The 14,359-nt window shown below is 71.1% G+C and carries 16 protein-coding genes; 6 read left to right on the top strand and 10 right to left on the bottom strand.

The window, feature by feature from the left end:
• Positions 1 to 2: 2 nt before the first annotated feature.
• From ACYQ77_RS32805 to ACYQ77_RS32825, 5 genes are read right to left on the bottom strand one after another with little or no spacing between them, the layout of a single operon-like run.
• Positions 3 to 1,100 carry a branched-chain amino acid ABC transporter permease gene (locus ACYQ77_RS32805; protein ID WP_459718206.1) on the bottom strand — a complete coding sequence of 366 codons (1,098 nt, stop codon included), beginning with the start codon at positions 1,098 to 1,100 and terminating at the stop codon, positions 3 to 5.
• Positions 1,097 to 1,993, bottom strand: a complete 897-nt coding sequence (locus ACYQ77_RS32810; RefSeq protein ID WP_459718208.1) for a branched-chain amino acid ABC transporter permease — start codon at positions 1,991 to 1,993, stop codon at positions 1,097 to 1,099. The genes ACYQ77_RS32805 and ACYQ77_RS32810 overlap by 4 nt, the downstream gene beginning before the upstream one ends.
• Positions 1,990 to 3,759 carry an AMP-dependent synthetase/ligase gene (locus tag ACYQ77_RS32815; RefSeq protein ID WP_459718211.1) on the bottom strand — a complete coding sequence of 590 codons (1,770 nt, stop codon included), beginning with the start codon at positions 3,757 to 3,759 and terminating at the stop codon, positions 1,990 to 1,992. Before ACYQ77_RS32815 ends, ACYQ77_RS32810 begins: the two co-directional genes overlap by 4 nt.
• A complete protein-coding gene (locus tag ACYQ77_RS32820; protein ID WP_459718214.1) occupies positions 3,756 to 4,568 on the bottom strand; it encodes an ABC transporter ATP-binding protein in 813 nt (270 codons plus the stop codon). Before ACYQ77_RS32820 ends, ACYQ77_RS32815 begins: the two co-directional genes overlap by 4 nt.
• Positions 4,556 to 5,359: an ABC transporter ATP-binding protein gene (locus ACYQ77_RS32825; protein WP_459718545.1), complete on the bottom strand. Its 804-nt coding sequence runs from the start codon at positions 5,357 to 5,359 to the stop codon at positions 4,556 to 4,558. Before ACYQ77_RS32825 ends, ACYQ77_RS32820 begins: the two co-directional genes overlap by 13 nt.
• A gap of 147 nt (positions 5,360 to 5,506) precedes the next feature.
• Here ACYQ77_RS32825 and ACYQ77_RS32830 point away from each other — a divergent pair, with 147 nt between their 5' ends.
• Entirely contained in the window at positions 5,507 to 6,646 is a 1,140-nt protein-coding gene (locus ACYQ77_RS32830; protein ID WP_459718217.1) for an 8-amino-7-oxononanoate synthase, read from the top strand.
• A gap of 26 nt (positions 6,647 to 6,672) precedes the next feature.
• On the opposite strand, the gene ACYQ77_RS32835 is transcribed toward ACYQ77_RS32830, so the two are convergent.
• From ACYQ77_RS32835 to ACYQ77_RS32845, 3 genes are read right to left on the bottom strand one after another with little or no spacing between them, the layout of a single operon-like run.
• Complete coding sequence (locus ACYQ77_RS32835) at positions 6,673 to 7,110, bottom strand: GNAT family N-acetyltransferase (protein ID WP_459718219.1); 438 nt, start codon at positions 7,108 to 7,110, stop codon at positions 6,673 to 6,675.
• Positions 7,111 to 7,122: 12 nt separating this feature from the next.
• Positions 7,123 to 7,554, bottom strand: coding sequence for a pyridoxamine 5'-phosphate oxidase family protein (locus tag ACYQ77_RS32840; protein WP_459718222.1), 432 nt, complete (start codon positions 7,552 to 7,554; stop codon positions 7,123 to 7,125).
• Between the two features lie 10 nt (positions 7,555 to 7,564).
• Positions 7,565 to 8,344 carry a S1 family peptidase gene (locus ACYQ77_RS32845; RefSeq protein WP_459718224.1) on the bottom strand — a complete coding sequence of 260 codons (780 nt, stop codon included), beginning with the start codon at positions 8,342 to 8,344 and terminating at the stop codon, positions 7,565 to 7,567.
• A gap of 304 nt (positions 8,345 to 8,648) precedes the next feature.
• Here ACYQ77_RS32845 and ACYQ77_RS32850 point away from each other — a divergent pair, with 304 nt between their 5' ends.
• Complete coding sequence (locus ACYQ77_RS32850) at positions 8,649 to 9,311, top strand: M15 family metallopeptidase (protein WP_459718227.1); 663 nt, start codon at positions 8,649 to 8,651, stop codon at positions 9,309 to 9,311.
• On the opposite strand, the gene ACYQ77_RS32855 is transcribed toward ACYQ77_RS32850, so the two are convergent.
• Positions 9,308 to 9,907 (bottom strand): TetR/AcrR family transcriptional regulator, encoded by a 600-nt coding sequence (locus tag ACYQ77_RS32855; RefSeq protein ID WP_459718229.1) that lies wholly within the window; start codon positions 9,905 to 9,907, stop codon positions 9,308 to 9,310. The genes ACYQ77_RS32850 and ACYQ77_RS32855 overlap by 4 nt on opposite strands.
• 69 nt (positions 9,908 to 9,976) lie before the next feature.
• On the opposite strand from ACYQ77_RS32855, the gene ACYQ77_RS32860 reads away from it, so the two are divergent.
• Both ACYQ77_RS32860 and ACYQ77_RS32865 read left to right on the top strand, forming a co-directional pair.
• On the top strand, positions 9,977 to 10,528 hold the full coding sequence (locus ACYQ77_RS32860; protein ID WP_459718231.1) for a peroxiredoxin-like family protein: 552 nt from the start codon (positions 9,977 to 9,979) through the stop codon (positions 10,526 to 10,528).
• A complete protein-coding gene (locus ACYQ77_RS32865; protein WP_459718234.1) occupies positions 10,528 to 11,121 on the top strand; it encodes a YHS domain-containing protein in 594 nt (197 codons plus the stop codon). Before ACYQ77_RS32860 ends, ACYQ77_RS32865 begins: the two co-directional genes overlap by 1 nt.
• 3 nt (positions 11,122 to 11,124) lie before the next feature.
• Here the strand turns inward: ACYQ77_RS32865 and ACYQ77_RS32870 are convergent, their stop codons facing one another.
• The gene (locus tag ACYQ77_RS32870; RefSeq protein ID WP_459718236.1) at positions 11,125 to 12,189 is read right to left on the bottom strand and encodes a M48 family metallopeptidase; all 1,065 of its coding nucleotides are present in this window, start codon (positions 12,187 to 12,189) and stop codon (positions 11,125 to 11,127) included.
• A 115-nt stretch (positions 12,190 to 12,304) separates the two neighbouring features.
• Between ACYQ77_RS32870 and ACYQ77_RS32875 the strand changes: the two genes are divergently transcribed.
• Together ACYQ77_RS32875 and ACYQ77_RS32880 are read left to right on the top strand one after the other, a co-directional pair.
• The gene (locus ACYQ77_RS32875; protein WP_459718239.1) at positions 12,305 to 12,841 is read left to right on the top strand and encodes a YbhB/YbcL family Raf kinase inhibitor-like protein; all 537 of its coding nucleotides are present in this window, start codon (positions 12,305 to 12,307) and stop codon (positions 12,839 to 12,841) included.
• Between the two features lie 35 nt (positions 12,842 to 12,876).
• Positions 12,877 to 14,241: a mycothione reductase gene (locus ACYQ77_RS32880; protein WP_459718241.1), complete on the top strand. Its 1,365-nt coding sequence runs from the start codon at positions 12,877 to 12,879 to the stop codon at positions 14,239 to 14,241.
• The last annotated feature ends 118 nt before the right edge of the window (positions 14,242 to 14,359 follow it).

Raw genomic sequence — 14,359 nt, forward strand, 5'->3', positions numbered from 1 at the left:
CGTCAGTAGGAGAAGGGCCAGGCCTTGAAGTAGGCCTTCACCCGGAACCAGATGCCCGCGAGGCCTCTGGGTTCGAAGACGAGGAACAACACGATCAGCAGGCCGAAGATGGCCTGGTTGAGGGCGAACACGGAGATGAACCCGTCCCCGCCCGCCTCGGTGGCGACACCGGGGATGGCGGAGCTGTACTCGTCGATGAGCGCGGGCAGCGCCCCGACGAAGATCGCGCCGAGGATCGATCCGAAGATCGTGCCGAGGCCGCCGACGATGATGATCGCGATGTACTGGATGGACAGCAGCAGCGTCCAGTCGTCGGGGCTGACGTGCTGCTGGTAGGACCCGAAGAGCGCGCCCGCCATCGCGGCGATCGCGCTCGACACCATGAACGCGCCGATCTTGTACCGGCCCGCGCGCACGCCGATGACCTCGGCGGCCTGGTCGTGGTCCCGCACCGCGCGCAAGGCGCGGCCGGGACGGGTGCGGACGAGGTTCTTGGCCAGCAGGGCGATGATCGCGACCAGTGCCCACACGAGCCAGAAGTAGCCCTGGTTGCGCGAGTAGTTCTCGCCCGCGATCTCGAGCGCGCCGAGGTCGACGGGCCCGATCGTGGCCTGCGCGCCGACGGACGTGCCGTTGTTGCCACCGGTGACGTCGCGCAGGTTCCGCCACAGGTGCTCGCCGATGAAGATCAGTCCGAGCGTGACGATCGCAAGGTAGTGGCCGCGCAGGCGCAGCGTGAACGGGCCGATGAGCCCGCCGAGCACGGCGCCGATGGCGGCGGACGCCAGCAGCCACACCGGAAGCGGCAGTTCGAGGTCACCGCCGACGACCGCAGCCACGTACGCGCCCGCGCCGATGAAGAACGCGTGACCCAGCGAGATCTGGCCGCAGTAGCCGGTGAGCAGGTTGAGCCCGATCGCGCCGATGGCCGTGATGCCGGAGTAGATGAGCACCGACAGCCAGAAGTCGTCCTGCACCACGGTCGGCAGCACCAGCAGCGTCACGAGCATGAGCGCGAGGCCGGCCTTGGCCATGGGCGAGCCGAAGAGCCGCAGGTCCTGCTCGTAGGAGCGGACCATGTTGCGGTGCGCCTTGCTCATATCCGCCTCACGTCCTTGGTGCCGAGCAACCCGTACGGCCGGAGCAGCAGGATCACGATCATGAGCAGGTACGGGACGATCAGCGAGACGTTCGCGCCCGCCCAGGAGAACAGCTGGTCCTGGTAGCCGCGGGTGAGCGCCTCGGCGAGGCCGATGATCACGCCGCCGAGCACGGCGCCGGCCGGTGAGTCGAGGCCGCCGAGGATCATCGCGGGGAACGCGGCGAGCGCGATGAAGCTGATCGACGGCGAGAGCCCGCCCGGTCCGGCGGCGAGCGTGATGCCCGCGAGCGCGGCGAGCGCGGCGGCGATGGCCCACGACGTGGCGTACACGCGACGGGCGGAGATGCCCTGCGCGAGCGCGGCTTCCGGGTCGAACGCGGTGGCCCGCATGGCCAGTCCCATCCGCGTGTACCGGAAGAAGAGGAAGAACGCGACGACGACCGCGGCGGTGATGCCGATGGTCCACAGGTCGCGGACCCCCAGCACGAGCCCGCCGACCTCGACGGTCTGGATGTTCCACGGGTTGGCGAGCGGCAGGTTGTCGAAGCCCCAGATCGCGGTGATCAGCGGTTCGATGACGAACAGGAGCCCGATGGTGATCATGATGACCGCGAACGGCGGCTGGCCGACCATCCGCCGCAGCACCAGCCGCTCGACGCTCGCGCCGACGATCGCCGCCGCCGCGCACGCGAGCAGGATCGACACCCCGAACGCGATCGCGAGGTTGTCGGCGAACGTGTACCCGAGGTAGGCGCCCAGGGCGAGCAGCCCGCCCTGCGCGAAGTTGATGACCCCGGTCGACTTGTAGATCACGACGAACCCGAGTGCGACGAGCGCGTAGGTGGAGCCGAGCGCGAGCCCGGCGAACACGTTGGTGAGGAAGGAGGTCATGAGTACATCGCCTCGATCTCGGGTTCGAAGCGCAGTTCGAGGGCCTTGCGTTTCACCTTCTGCGTCGCGGTCAGCTCGCCGTCCTCGTGGTCGAGTTCCTTGGTCAGCAACGTGAACCGCTTGATGCGTTCCACCTGCGCCAGGTCCTCGTTCGCCGCGCGCACCACCCCGTCGATCAGCGCGCGCACCTCGTCCTTGGTGGTCAGGTCGGCGTACGTGGTGTACGGGATGCCCCTGCGGGACGCCCAGTTGCCGACCGTGTCCAGCTCGATGCCGATCAGCGCGGTCAGGTACTTGCGGCGGTCGCCGATGACGACCGCCTCGCGGATGAACGGGGACACCTTCAGCCGGTTCTCGATCTCCGACGGGGAGATGTTCTTGCCGCCCGCCGTGATGATGATGTCCTTCTTGCGGTCGGTGATCCGCAGGAAACCGTCCTCGGTCAGCTCGCCGACGTCGCCCGTGTGCAGCCAGCCGTCTTCGTCCACCGTGGACTTGGTGGCGACCGGGTCGTTGAGGTAGCCCTGGAACACGCCCGCCGAACGGGTCAGGATCTCCCCGTCCGGTGCGATCCGCACCTCGACGCCCGGCAGCGCCCTGCCGACCGAGCCGAGGCGGATGTCGTCGTCGGGGGTCAGGGTGCAGATCGCGGTGTTCTCGGTCTGCGCGTAGCCCTCGCGGACCGGGATCCCGATGGCCCACAGGTACTCCAGCACCTGCGGCGCGATCGGCGCGGCCCCGGACAGCGGCACGCGGACCCGCGACATGCCCAGCTTCTCCCGCAGAGCGCGGAAGACCAGCAGCTCGCACAAGCCCAGGACCACGCGGTCCACCGGCGACAGACGCCCGGCCATCCTGCGCGGGGCCAGGCGGCGGCCCTGCCGCAGGCACGTCCGGTACAGCACCCGCTTGAGCCGCGACGCGTCGGCCATCCGGATCTCGACCGTCGCCAGCATCTTCTCCCAGACGCGTGGCACGCCGAGGAACACCGTGGGCTGCACGTCCCGCAGGTCGTTCGGGAACGACGGGCCGCCCTCGCCGAAGTTCACCACCGCGGGCACCCACACCCCGTCGATCACCGAGATCAGCCGCTCCGCCACGTGGCACAGCGGCAGGTAGCTCAGCACCTCGTCGCCCTGCCGCGTGCCGAGCGCGACCGCGGTCTCGCCCGCCGCGACGAGGTTCGCGTGCGAGATCATCGCGCCCTTCGGCGGGCCGGTCGTGCCGGACGTGTACACCAGGATCGCCGTGCCTGCCGGGTCGAGCGCGGTGACCGAGTCCTCGTACGCGGCAAGGGCGTCCGGGTCGTCCTTCTCGATGTCGGCGAACGTGAGCACCTCGGCCCGCACGCCCCGCGGGTCCATCACGACCACGTGCCGCAGCAACGGGAGCCGCTCGCGGACCTCCAGCGCCTTGTCCAGCTGCTCCTCGTCCTCGGCGATCAGCACCGACGCCTCCGAATGCGCCAGCACGTACTCCACCTCGGCCGCGGGCGACGTCGGGTACACGCCCACCGCGCACGCGCCCAGCCCCTGCACGGCGAGGTCCGCGATCACCCACTCCGGCCGGTTCTCCGCGTGGATCGCGACCCGGTCGCCCGGGCCGACGCCGAGGTCCCGCAGCCCGGCGGCCACGTTCGCCACGCGCTGCGCGTACTCCGCCCACGTCCACTCGCGCCAGATGCCGCGGTGCTTCTCGCGGATCGCCACGTCGTCCGGGCGTTCCCGGGCGTGTTCGAGGAGCCGCGCGCACAGTGTCCGGGTCATGCCGCACCACCGAGGTAGGCCTCGACCACCTTCGGGTCCTGCTGGACCTCCTCGGGTCTGCCGAGGGCGATCGCGGTCCCGAAGTCCAGCGCCAGCACGCGGTCCGCGAGGTCCATGACCAGGCGGGTGTCGTGCTCGACGAGGATCATCGCCAGGTCCAGCTCGCGGCGGACCTCCACCAGGTAGCGGGCCATGTCCTCGGTCTCCTCGACGTTCATGCCCGCCACCGGCTCGTCGAGCAGCAGCAGCGTCGGCGCCATCGCGAGCGCCCGGCCGAGCTCCGCGCGTTTCGCCACGCCGTAGGGCAGCAGCCCGGCCGGGGTGCGGCGGTACGGCTCCAGCTCCAGCAGCTCGACGATCTCCTCGCACGCCGCCCGGTGGTCGACCTCCTCGCGTTTGGCGCGGCCCCACCACGCCATCCCGGCGAGCATCCCGGTCCGCATCAGGTGGTGGCGGCCGAGCATGAGGTTCTCGATCAGGGTGAGCTGCTCGAACAGGCCGAGGTTCTGGAACGTCCGCGCGACGCCCATGCCGGCGATCGCCGCCGGGGAGCGGCCGTTGATCCGCTTGCCGTCGAGGGTGATCGTGCCGCGCTGCGGGCGGTAGACGCCGTTGAGGCAGTTGAAGATCGACGTCTTGCCCGCGCCGTTCGGGCCGATCACCGCGAACAGCTCACCGCGGCCGACGGTGAAGCTGACACCGTTCAGCGCGGTGACGCCGCCGAACCGCAGCGTCAGGTCCGCCACCTCGAGGAGAGGCGTGCTCACGGCGTCGTGGTTCGCTCCGCGAGCTCCGCTCACGCGCTCCATCGCTTCTTCCTCCGGTAGCTCTTGACCTCGGCGAACGACCGACGACCCGAGTCCGGCGCCGACCCGAGGTAGAACTCGCGGATGTCCTCGTCGTCCAGGAGCTCGGCGGCCGGGCCGTCCCGGACGACCTTGCCGACCTCCAGGACGTAGCCGTAGCTCGCGATGGACAGCGCCATCACCGCGTTCTGCTCGACCAGCAGCACGCTCGTGCCCTGCCCGTTGATCTGCACGACGATGTCGCGGACCTGCTCGACCAGCTTCGGCGCGAGCCCCAGCGACGGCTCGTCGAGCAGCAGCAGCTTCGGGCGGGCCATGAGCGCGCGGCCGATCGCGAGCATCTGCTGCTCGCCGCCGGAGAGATAGCCGGCCGTGCCGCGGCGCCGCTGCGCGAGCACCGGGAACAGGTCGAAGACCCTGGTCACGTCCTCGCGGTACTCGGCCTTCTTCCTGGAGTGCCCGCCCGCGCGCAGGTTGTCCTCCACGGACATCTCGGCGAAGATCCGGCGGCCCTCCATCACCTGGGCCACGCCCCTGCGGACGACGTCGGTGGGGTCCGCGCCGGTGAGGTCGTCGCCCGCGACGGTCACCGTGCCCTTGGTGATCTTGCCGCGGTGCGCGACGAGCAGCCCGGTGACGGCCCGGAGCAGCGTGGTCTTGCCCGCGCCGTTGGCGCCGAGGAGCGCGACGATCGCGCCGTCGGGGACGTCGAGGGACAGGCCGCGGAGGACGAGGACGACGTCGTCGTACACGACTTCGAGGTTGTTGACCGACAGGACCGGCACCATTGCCATCGCCACCCCGGGGTTGTGACGTCGATCACGGCAGAACCGGACGGTAACCGCCCAAAACGGCCCGGGCAAGGAGCCAGCCGAACTGTTATCCACCTGCCAACAAGGCCTCGATCGGGCCGCGACGGGCGGGGTGTCAGACTCGACGGCGTGACCTCGGTTTTCGACTGGCTCGACACCCACGCGGACGAGCGCCGGCGCGCGGGACTCGCGCGGCAGCTGCGTCCCCGGCGTCCCGACTCCGACGTGCTGGACCTCGCGGGCAACGACTACCTCGGCCTGTCCCGCGACAAGCGGGTCACCGGCGCCGCCGCGGCCGCGGCGCTGCGCTGGGGCGCCGGTTCGACCGGTTCCCGCCTGGTCACGGGCACCACCGAGGCGCACATCGAGCTGGAGCACGAGCTGGCGAAGTTCTGCGGCACGCAGGCCGCGCTCGTGTTCTCGTCGGGCTTCACCGCGAACCTCGGCGCGGTCACCGCCCTGTCCGGCAAGGGCTCGGCGATCGTGACCGACGCCTACCTGCACGCGTCGCTGATCGACGGCTGCCGGCTCTCCCGCGCCGACGTGGCGGTGATGAAGCACGGCGACGTGGCGGCCGTCACGCACGCGCTCAAGACGCGCCGCACCGAGCGCGCACTCGTGGTGACCGACTCGGTGTTCTCTGTGGACGGTGACCTGGCGCCGCTGCGCGAACTGCACGCGGCGTGCCGCGCGCACGGGGCGGCGCTGGTGGTCGACGACGCGCACGGCCTGGGCGTGCTCGGCGAGGGTGGCCGCGGCGCGGTCGCCGAGGCGGGCCTGATCGGCGAGCCGGACGTGGTGACGACCGTGACGCTGTCGAAGTCACTCGGCGCGCAGGGCGGTGCCGTCCTCGGCCCCCGGCGGGTGATCAAGCACCTGATCGACTCGGCACGCAGCTTCATCTTCGACACCGGCCTGGCCCCGGCGAGCACGGTGGCCGCCCTGGCGGCGCTGAACGTGCTGAAGGAGGAGCCGACGCTGCCGGAGCGCGTGCGCGAGGTGGCGCTGACGTTCGCGTTCCGCCTGCGGGAGGCGGGCCTGAAGGTCACCGACCCGGCGGCGGCGGTGGTGTCGGTGCTCGCACCGTCACCGGAGCAGGCCGTTCAGTGGGCGGACGACTGTCGCGCGGCGGGTGTGTGGGTGGGCTGCTTCCGCCCGCCGTCGGTCCCGGACGGCATCTCCCGCCTGCGCCTGACCGCCCGCGCCGACCTGTCGGAAGCCGACATCGACCGCGCGATCGAGGTCATCGTCACGCACGCGCCGCGCTGAGCGCCTGACGGTCCCGAGCCGTCGCGTCAGGACACCAGCGCCGCGCGGCGCATGGTCTGGTGTTCGATGCCGTCCTCCAGGAAGCGGTCGCCTTCCGGGACGAAGCCGAAGCGGGCGTAGAAGTCCAGGGCGTACGTCTGCGCGTCCAGCACGGCCGCCTCGTCGCCGATGTGTGCCATCGCGGCCGTCATCAGCTGTGCGCCCAGGCCGCTGCCGCGCGCGGACAGCGCCGTGCAGACGCGGCCGATGCGGTGCGTGCCGTCGTCCTCGCGGAGCAGGCGGAGGTAGCCAAGCACCTCGTCGCCCGGCTGCCACCACAGGTGCACGGTCGACGCCAGCAGGTCACGGCCGTCCAGTTCGGGGTACGGGCACTCCTGCTCGACCACGAACACGTCCACCCGCAGCTTGAGCAGCGGGTACAGCTGGGCGGCGGTTATCTCGTCGCCCTTCGCGGAGTACAGCACGCGTCCTGGATATCAGATCCACCGGCCGTCGCGCATGAGGTCCCTGTCCTTGATCTCGTTGACCTCGCGCCACGCCTGGATCCACACCGGCACCACGCGGAAGTACGGGTAGCGGTCCAACGTGCTCGGGTCGAACCCGGTGCGCTCCGCGAAGGCCGTCACCACCGAAGGCGACGGGGTCACGACCGTCGCGGTGCCCTCGATCAGCACGACGTCCCTGGTCTCGCCGAGGGTGAGGCGCACCCGGCCGTTGGCGGCCAGGTTCACCGCCGTCGGGTTGGTGTCGAGGGTCGACAGGTACAGCGCCTCACCGTCCCAGTGGAACGACAGCGGCACCAGGCACGGCACGTCACCGGACGCGGTGGCCACCCAGGCGTCGACGTCGTTCGCCAACCTGCGGAGCGTGTCCTCGCGGCGCTGTTCGCGGCTTCTCGGTTCGTCCATGACCGAGAAGCTAGACCTGGTCCTCCAGCACGTCCCGGTAGGCCGCCAGCCGCGTGTACACGCCCGGCTTGCCCGCCGCCGCGCAGCCCTCGCCCCACGAGGTGATGCCTGCCAGCTTCCCGTCGACGATCAGCGGGCCACCCGAGTCGCCCTGGCAGGAGTCGACGCCGCCCTGCGGGACGCCGGCGCACACCATGGCCTGCGCCTTGTACGCGGGGTAGGCCTTGGTGCAGTCGGGGTCGGCCATCACCGGCACGCTCGCCTTCAGCAGGTACCGCGACGGCTGCCCGTCGGCGGCGACGCGGCCCCAGCCGAGGATCAGCCCCGGCTGCCCGGTCTTGTACAGGTCGGCGTCGTCCCCCCTCGGCAGGTCGAGTGACTGGTACGGCAGCCGTTCGGTGAGCGTCAGCACGGAGACGTCGCTGCCGGAGCGGACGTCGGTGAAGTCGGGGTGGACCCAGATCTCCTTGACGGCGCTGACGGTGCCCGCGGTGCTCTCCTTGTCCTCGCGGCCCGCCACGACCTGGACGTCGTCCGGCTGCTTGCCCACCGTGCAGTGGGCGGCGGTGACGACCTTGTTGTCGTCGACGAGGGTGCCACCGCAGAACTGGAAACCGTCCGCGGTCGTCAGGTACACGACGTAGGGGTGGTCGGCGATGCTGGCGCGGTCACCGCCGACGATCTGCTGGTTGTCCTGGTCGGCGTTCGCCTGCGTGAGCCCGACCGCGACGGCGGCCGACGCGAGCGCCGCGGCGAGCAGAAGGCGCGTGACCCGCGAGGTCGCCCCCATGTGTCGTCTCCTCACTGTTGGGTCTTTCGACCATCCCCGGTGGGTGCCGTGATGGTCAACTTGACCATGTAGCTAGACCGGGTGAACTTGGGCATGAGGCATGCTGGGGCACGTGGTTCGTCCGCTCAGGCTCGTCGTGCTCGCCGCCGTCGTGGTGGCTGGGTGCACGAACGCGCCCTCCCCGGCACCGCCCGGGTCGTCCTCGACGTCCGTTTCGTCCGCCGTACCAACGACTTCGCCGGCGCCCACGACCACCACCGCACCTTCGAGTCCGAAGTGGACCGTCGGTGCGCGTCCACTGCCGTTGCGGCCGGACGGCTTCGGCGAGGTGCTGCCGACGCCACCGGAACTGGCGGACCGGAGCCTCCCGACCGCCGACCGGCTGCCACCACCGGGTGACGGCCGCTACCACTCGACGGTCGCACCCGTGCCCGCGAACGTGCTGGCGCGCAGCACCTGGCAGCCGTCCTGCCCGGTCGCGGCGGCGGAGCTGCGGTACCTCACGATGTCGTTCGTCGGCTACGACGGGCGCGCGCACACCGGCGAGATGGTCGTCGCCGCGCGGGTCGCCGACGCCGTGACCCGCGTGTTCGGCCACCTCTTCGCGGCGCGGTTCCCGATCGAGGAGATGCGCGTGGTGGCGCCCGCGGAACTGACCGCGCCACCCACCGGCGACGGCAACAACACGACCGCGTTCGTGTGCCGCCCGGCGCGGGGCCAGACGCGGTGGTCGGCCCACGCCTACGGGCTCGCGATCGACCTCAACCCGTTCTGCAACCCGTACACCCGCGGCGACCTCGTGCTGCCGGAACTCGCGTCGTCCTATGTAGACAGATCGAACCGGCGCCCCGGCATGGTCGAACCGGGCGACGTCGCGGTCCGCGCGTTCACGGCGATCGGCTGGTCGTGGGGCGGCGAGTGGACGAACCCCCGCGACCTCCAGCACTTCACCGCGACCGGCGACTAGGCGAGGCCGCGCAGCACCACCTCGAGTCCGCTGTGGAACTCCACGTCCCCGGCCACCTCCCGTGCCAGCGACGCGGTCGCGGCCAGCAGCGGGAACTGTCGCTGGGCCGCCATGACGGCCGTGCCCGCGCCCGACAGCGGGCCGTAGTGCTCGTTCTGCAGCATGCCGAACAGGTACGCGATGATGGTCCGCTGCGCGATCACGCGCCGCTGTCCCGTGAACCCGGCGTCGGTGAGGATCGCGAGCGTCGCCTCGATCAGGGCCAGTGACGACGGCACGGCGTGGCGGTGCCGCAGCAGCAGCGGCACGACCGAGGAGTGCGCCAGCACCTCCGCGCGCATGCGCGACAGCAGTTCCGTGATCCGCTCCCGCCAGTCGCCCGGCGGCACGGCCGGGTCGACGCCGGCCAGCACGTGGTCCACGACCAGGACCTCGAGCTCGTCCTTGTCGGTGACGTAGCGGTACAGCGACATGGTCGCCATGCCCAGTTCCTTGGCGACCGCGCGCATGGTGAGCGCGTCGAGGCCGTCGCGGTCGATCACGGCGAGGGTGGCGGTCGCGAGGCGGTCCGGGGTGAGCGAGCGTGGCCGGGGCACGAGTTGACAGCGTACGCGATACGCGCATACTCGTAGATGTACGTTGTACGCCTACCCGAGGAGATCCCCATGGAGCACGTCGCTCCCCGTCGGCTCGAGACGGTCATGGGCCGGTCCGTGCGGCTGCCCGACCCCGACCGGCTCGTCCACCTGCAGTTCCGCCGCTTCGCCGGGTGCCCCGTGTGCAACCTGCACCTGCGGTCGTTCGTGACCCGGCAGCGGGAGGTCGAGGCGGCCGGTGTCCACGAGGTCGTGCTGTTCCACACCGGTACGGCCGACCTGCGACCACACGTCGCCGACCTGCCGTTCGACGTGGTCGCCGACCCGGAGAAGACCCTGTACCGCGAGTTCGGCGTCGAGGCCGCGCCGCGGTCGCTGCTGCACCCGAAGGCGTGGCCCGCGATCGTGCGCGCCATCGCGGTCGCGCTGCCCGACGTGGTGCGCAAGCGCAAGCCCGCTCCCCCGGCGAAGCCCGAGGGCGGCCGGTTCGGGTTGCCGGCCGACTTCCTGATCGCGCCGGACGGCCGGGTGCTCGCGAGCAAGCACGGCACGCACGTCTACGACCAGTGGTCGGTCGACGAACTGCTGGCCCTGGTGCCGGTGAAGGAGAACCGGCCGTGATGACGGTCGAGGTGTTCACCCGCCCCGGCACGTTCACCGCGGCGGAGCGCGAGCACCTGGGGCAGGCGCTGCTGACCGGGCTGCTGACGGAGGAGGGCGCGCCGGAGGCCGTGCTCGCGAAGGCCCGCGCGCTGACGAACGTGCTGGTCCACGAGCCCGCGACGTGGGTGACGAACGGCGACGAGCCGCGCTACCTGGTCCGGCTGACCGTGCCGGGTTCCTGGCTCGGCACGTCCTTCGGCGAGCACATGATCCCGAAGGTCACCGAGGTCATCGCGGCGACGGAGGCCGACGCGGGTCGCCTGTACCGCGAACCGCACTGCCAGGTGCAGATCGTGGGCCTGAAGGAACACGCCGTCGGCACGCTCGGCCGCGTCACCACGGCGACCGACATCACCCGTCTCATGACGGACGACTACCGCGCGGCGGGCGAACAGCGGGACGCGGCCCCCGGCACGGCGATCGACCCGGTGTGCGGCATGGCGGTCGACCTCGCGACGGCGGCCATCACCCTGGACCACGACGGCACCCGGTACGCGTTCTGCGCACCGGTCTGCAAGAAGGTGTTCAGCGAGGAACTGGCGGCCGGGTAGCCCTCACCTGCCGTCCGAGCCGGTCGGCTCGTCCTCCTCGCCGCGCCCGCCGCCGAACCGGCTGAACACCTTGCCCGCCGCGCCCGACACGGCCTCACCCACGTCCGCCAGCACCTTGGCGAGCGGGTCGGTGGAGTTGGACCACGACTCCTTGTACGACCGGCCCGCCGCCTTGATGTCGGCCATCATCGACGACGACGGCTGGTCGTCGGCGCGGCGCAGGTAGTCGCCCGCCAGGATCGCGCGGTACTCCTCCGACGCGGCCCACCGCTGCAGCTGCGCGGCGCGCACGACGGCGAACGGGTGGCTCATGTTCTCGACGGTCATCAGCTTCAGGATGCTGTCGCGGATGTCGTCGACGTCCTCGTACTCCTTGGCCTGCTGCATGAACTCCGGGATGTCGATGTCCGACATGGAGGCGCCGCCCGCCATGTAGACGTGCTGGCGCAGCGCCGCGGCCGGGTCCTGCGAGCACAGCAGGCCCGCGCGGTCGGCGGTCAGCTCCGCCTTGCGGAACCACTCCATGAGCGCCGCGATGACCGCGCGCAGGCCCAGCGCGCCGATCGGCACCCACTGGACGGTGGCCTGCAGGCGCAGCAGCCGCATGAGCAGCGTCCGCAGCACGTTGTGCCCGGACAGCACGTGCCCGGTCTCGTGCCCGACCACGACGCGCAGGCTCGCCAGGTCGAGCGCCTCGACCAGCCCGGTCGTGAGCACGATGAACGGCTTGTCGATGCCGATCGCGTAGGCGTTGGCGACCGGGTGCCGGGTGACGAACAGGTCCGGTGTGGTGTCCAGGTCGAGTGTCTCGGCACAGTCGAGCCGCAGCCGGTTGATCCTCGGGTACTGCTTGTCCCCCACCCGGATCGCCGACGCGACCGCGAACAGCCGCTCGGCCCGCTCGTTCCACATGCCCGCGACGGCCTTCAGCACCGACGCCACCCCCGGCACGGCCCGCAGCGCCGCCATGGCGCCGCGGTCGGCGGGGTGCTCGTAGGCCCGCGGGCTGATGCCGGGGAACCGCACGCGTGTCGACGGGGCGGGCTCGATGTCGTCGTTGCCGGTCACTGTGGTCTCCCCTCGATCCGTGCGGCCAGCCTATGCCCGGCGGAGCCCGTTCCGGCGGGACTAGGGTGGACTCGCCCCGAAGTGATCATCAGAGTGATCATCGAATGGAGATGCGATGAGCCTCGAGCGTCCGACCGCACCGGACCCGTACTCCCTGCTCCCCGCCACCGGATCGTTCACCGTGACGTCGGCCGACGTGACCGACGGGCAGCAGCTGCCGATGAGCGCCGTGCACGACAGCGCCGGCGGCCGGAACACCTCGCCGCAGCTGTCGTGGGAGGGCGCGCCGGACGGGACGAAGAGCTACGTGGTGACGTGCTTCGACCCGGACGCGCCCGTGCCCGGCGGTTTCTGGCACTGGATCGCGGTGAACATCCCCGCGTCCACCACCGAGCTCGCCGCGGGCGCGGGCGCCGACGACGCGAGCCTGCCCGGCGACGCGTTCCACGTGCGCAGCGACTTCTCCACCCGCGCCTACGGCGGCGCCGCGCCGCCCCAGGGCGACGTGCCGCACCGCTACTACTTCGTGGTGCACGCCGTGGACGTGGAGAAGCTGGACGTCGACGAGAACGCCTCGGCCGCCGTCGTGAGCTTCAACCTGGCCTTCCACACGCTGGCGCGGGCCATCATCACCCCCACCTACCAGCACTAGGAATCCGCCGGTGCCGGTGCGGGTTGAATGACCACGTGACGAACTACGACCTGGTCATCATCGGCACCGGCTCCGGCAACTCCATCCTCGACGAGCGGTTCCGCGACCAGCGCGTCGCGATCGTCGAGAAGGGCACCTTCGGCGGCACGTGCCTGAACGTGGGCTGCATCCCGACGAAGATGTTCGTCCACCCCGCCGACCTGGCCGCCACGCCGGCCGCCGCCGCGCGGCTCGGGGTCGACGAGACGCTCGACGGCGTCCGCTGGGCCGACATCCGCGACCGGATCTTCGGGCGGATCGACCCGATCGCCGCCGGTGGCCGGGACTACCGGGTCAACCACCCGGACAACGCGAACGTGACCGTGTACGAGGGCACCGCGCGGTTCACCGGGCCGCGTGCGCTGGACGTCGACGGGGAGGCGCTCACCGCCGACCGGATCGTGCTCGCCGCGGGGTCGCGGCCGGTGCTGCCGGACGTGCCGGGCCTCGCGGAGGTCGGCTACCACACCAGCGACACGATCATGCGGCTGGAGAAGCTGCCGCGCAGGCTCGCGATCATCGGCAGCGGGTTCGTGTCGGCGGAGTTCGCGCACGTGTTCTCGTCGTTCGGCGTCGAGGTCACGGTCATCGCCCGGTCCGGCGCGCTGCTGCGGCACGAGGACGGTGACGTCAGCGCGCGGTTCACGGAGCTGGCCTCGGCCAAGTGGGACGTGCGGCTGAACCAGAAGGTGCTCCGCGCCGCCCGTGACGCCGACGGCATCCGGCTGGAGCTCGACGGCGGCACCCTGTCGACGGACGTGGTGCTGGTCGCGATCGGCCGCACCCCGAACTCGGACCTGCTGAACCTGCCCGCCGCGGGGATCGAGGTGGCCGGCAGCGGGCACGTGGTCGTGGACTGCTTCCAGCACACCACCGCCGACGGCGTGTGGGCGATGGGCGACATCAGCTCGCCGTTCGAGCTGAAGCACGTCGCGAACCACGAGGCGCGCGTCGTGCAGCACAACCTGCTGCACCCGGAGACGCCGGTCGAGTCCGACCACCGGTTCGTGCCGCACGCGGTGTTCACGTCGCCGCAGGTGGCGTCGGTGGGGATCACCGAGGAGGAGGCGCGCGAGCGCGGCCTCCGGTACGTCACCGCGAAGCAGGACTACGCGGGCATCGCGTACGGCTGGGCGATGGAGGACACGACCGGGTTCGCGAAGCTGATCGCCGACCCGGCGTCCGGGCAGCTGCTCGGCGCCCACGTCATCGGCCCGCAGGCGTCGACGCTGATCCAGCCGTTGATCCAGGCCATGAGCTTCGGGCTGGACGCGCGGTCGATGGCACGCGGCCAGTACTGGATCCACCCGGCGATGCCGGAGCTCGTGGAGAACGCGCTGCTGAACCTGCCGCTGGACTGAGGCCTTATCAGAACGGTTTCGACGCTATTCGCCGACCCCGGCGTTTCTGGTCGGTTCAGAACAATCGGAAGTGATCCGCGTCACGTAGCCGTGACGCTTTCGTGATCGTGCGGGTCAC

The organism is Actinophytocola sp. KF-1 (genome assembly GCF_054661535.1).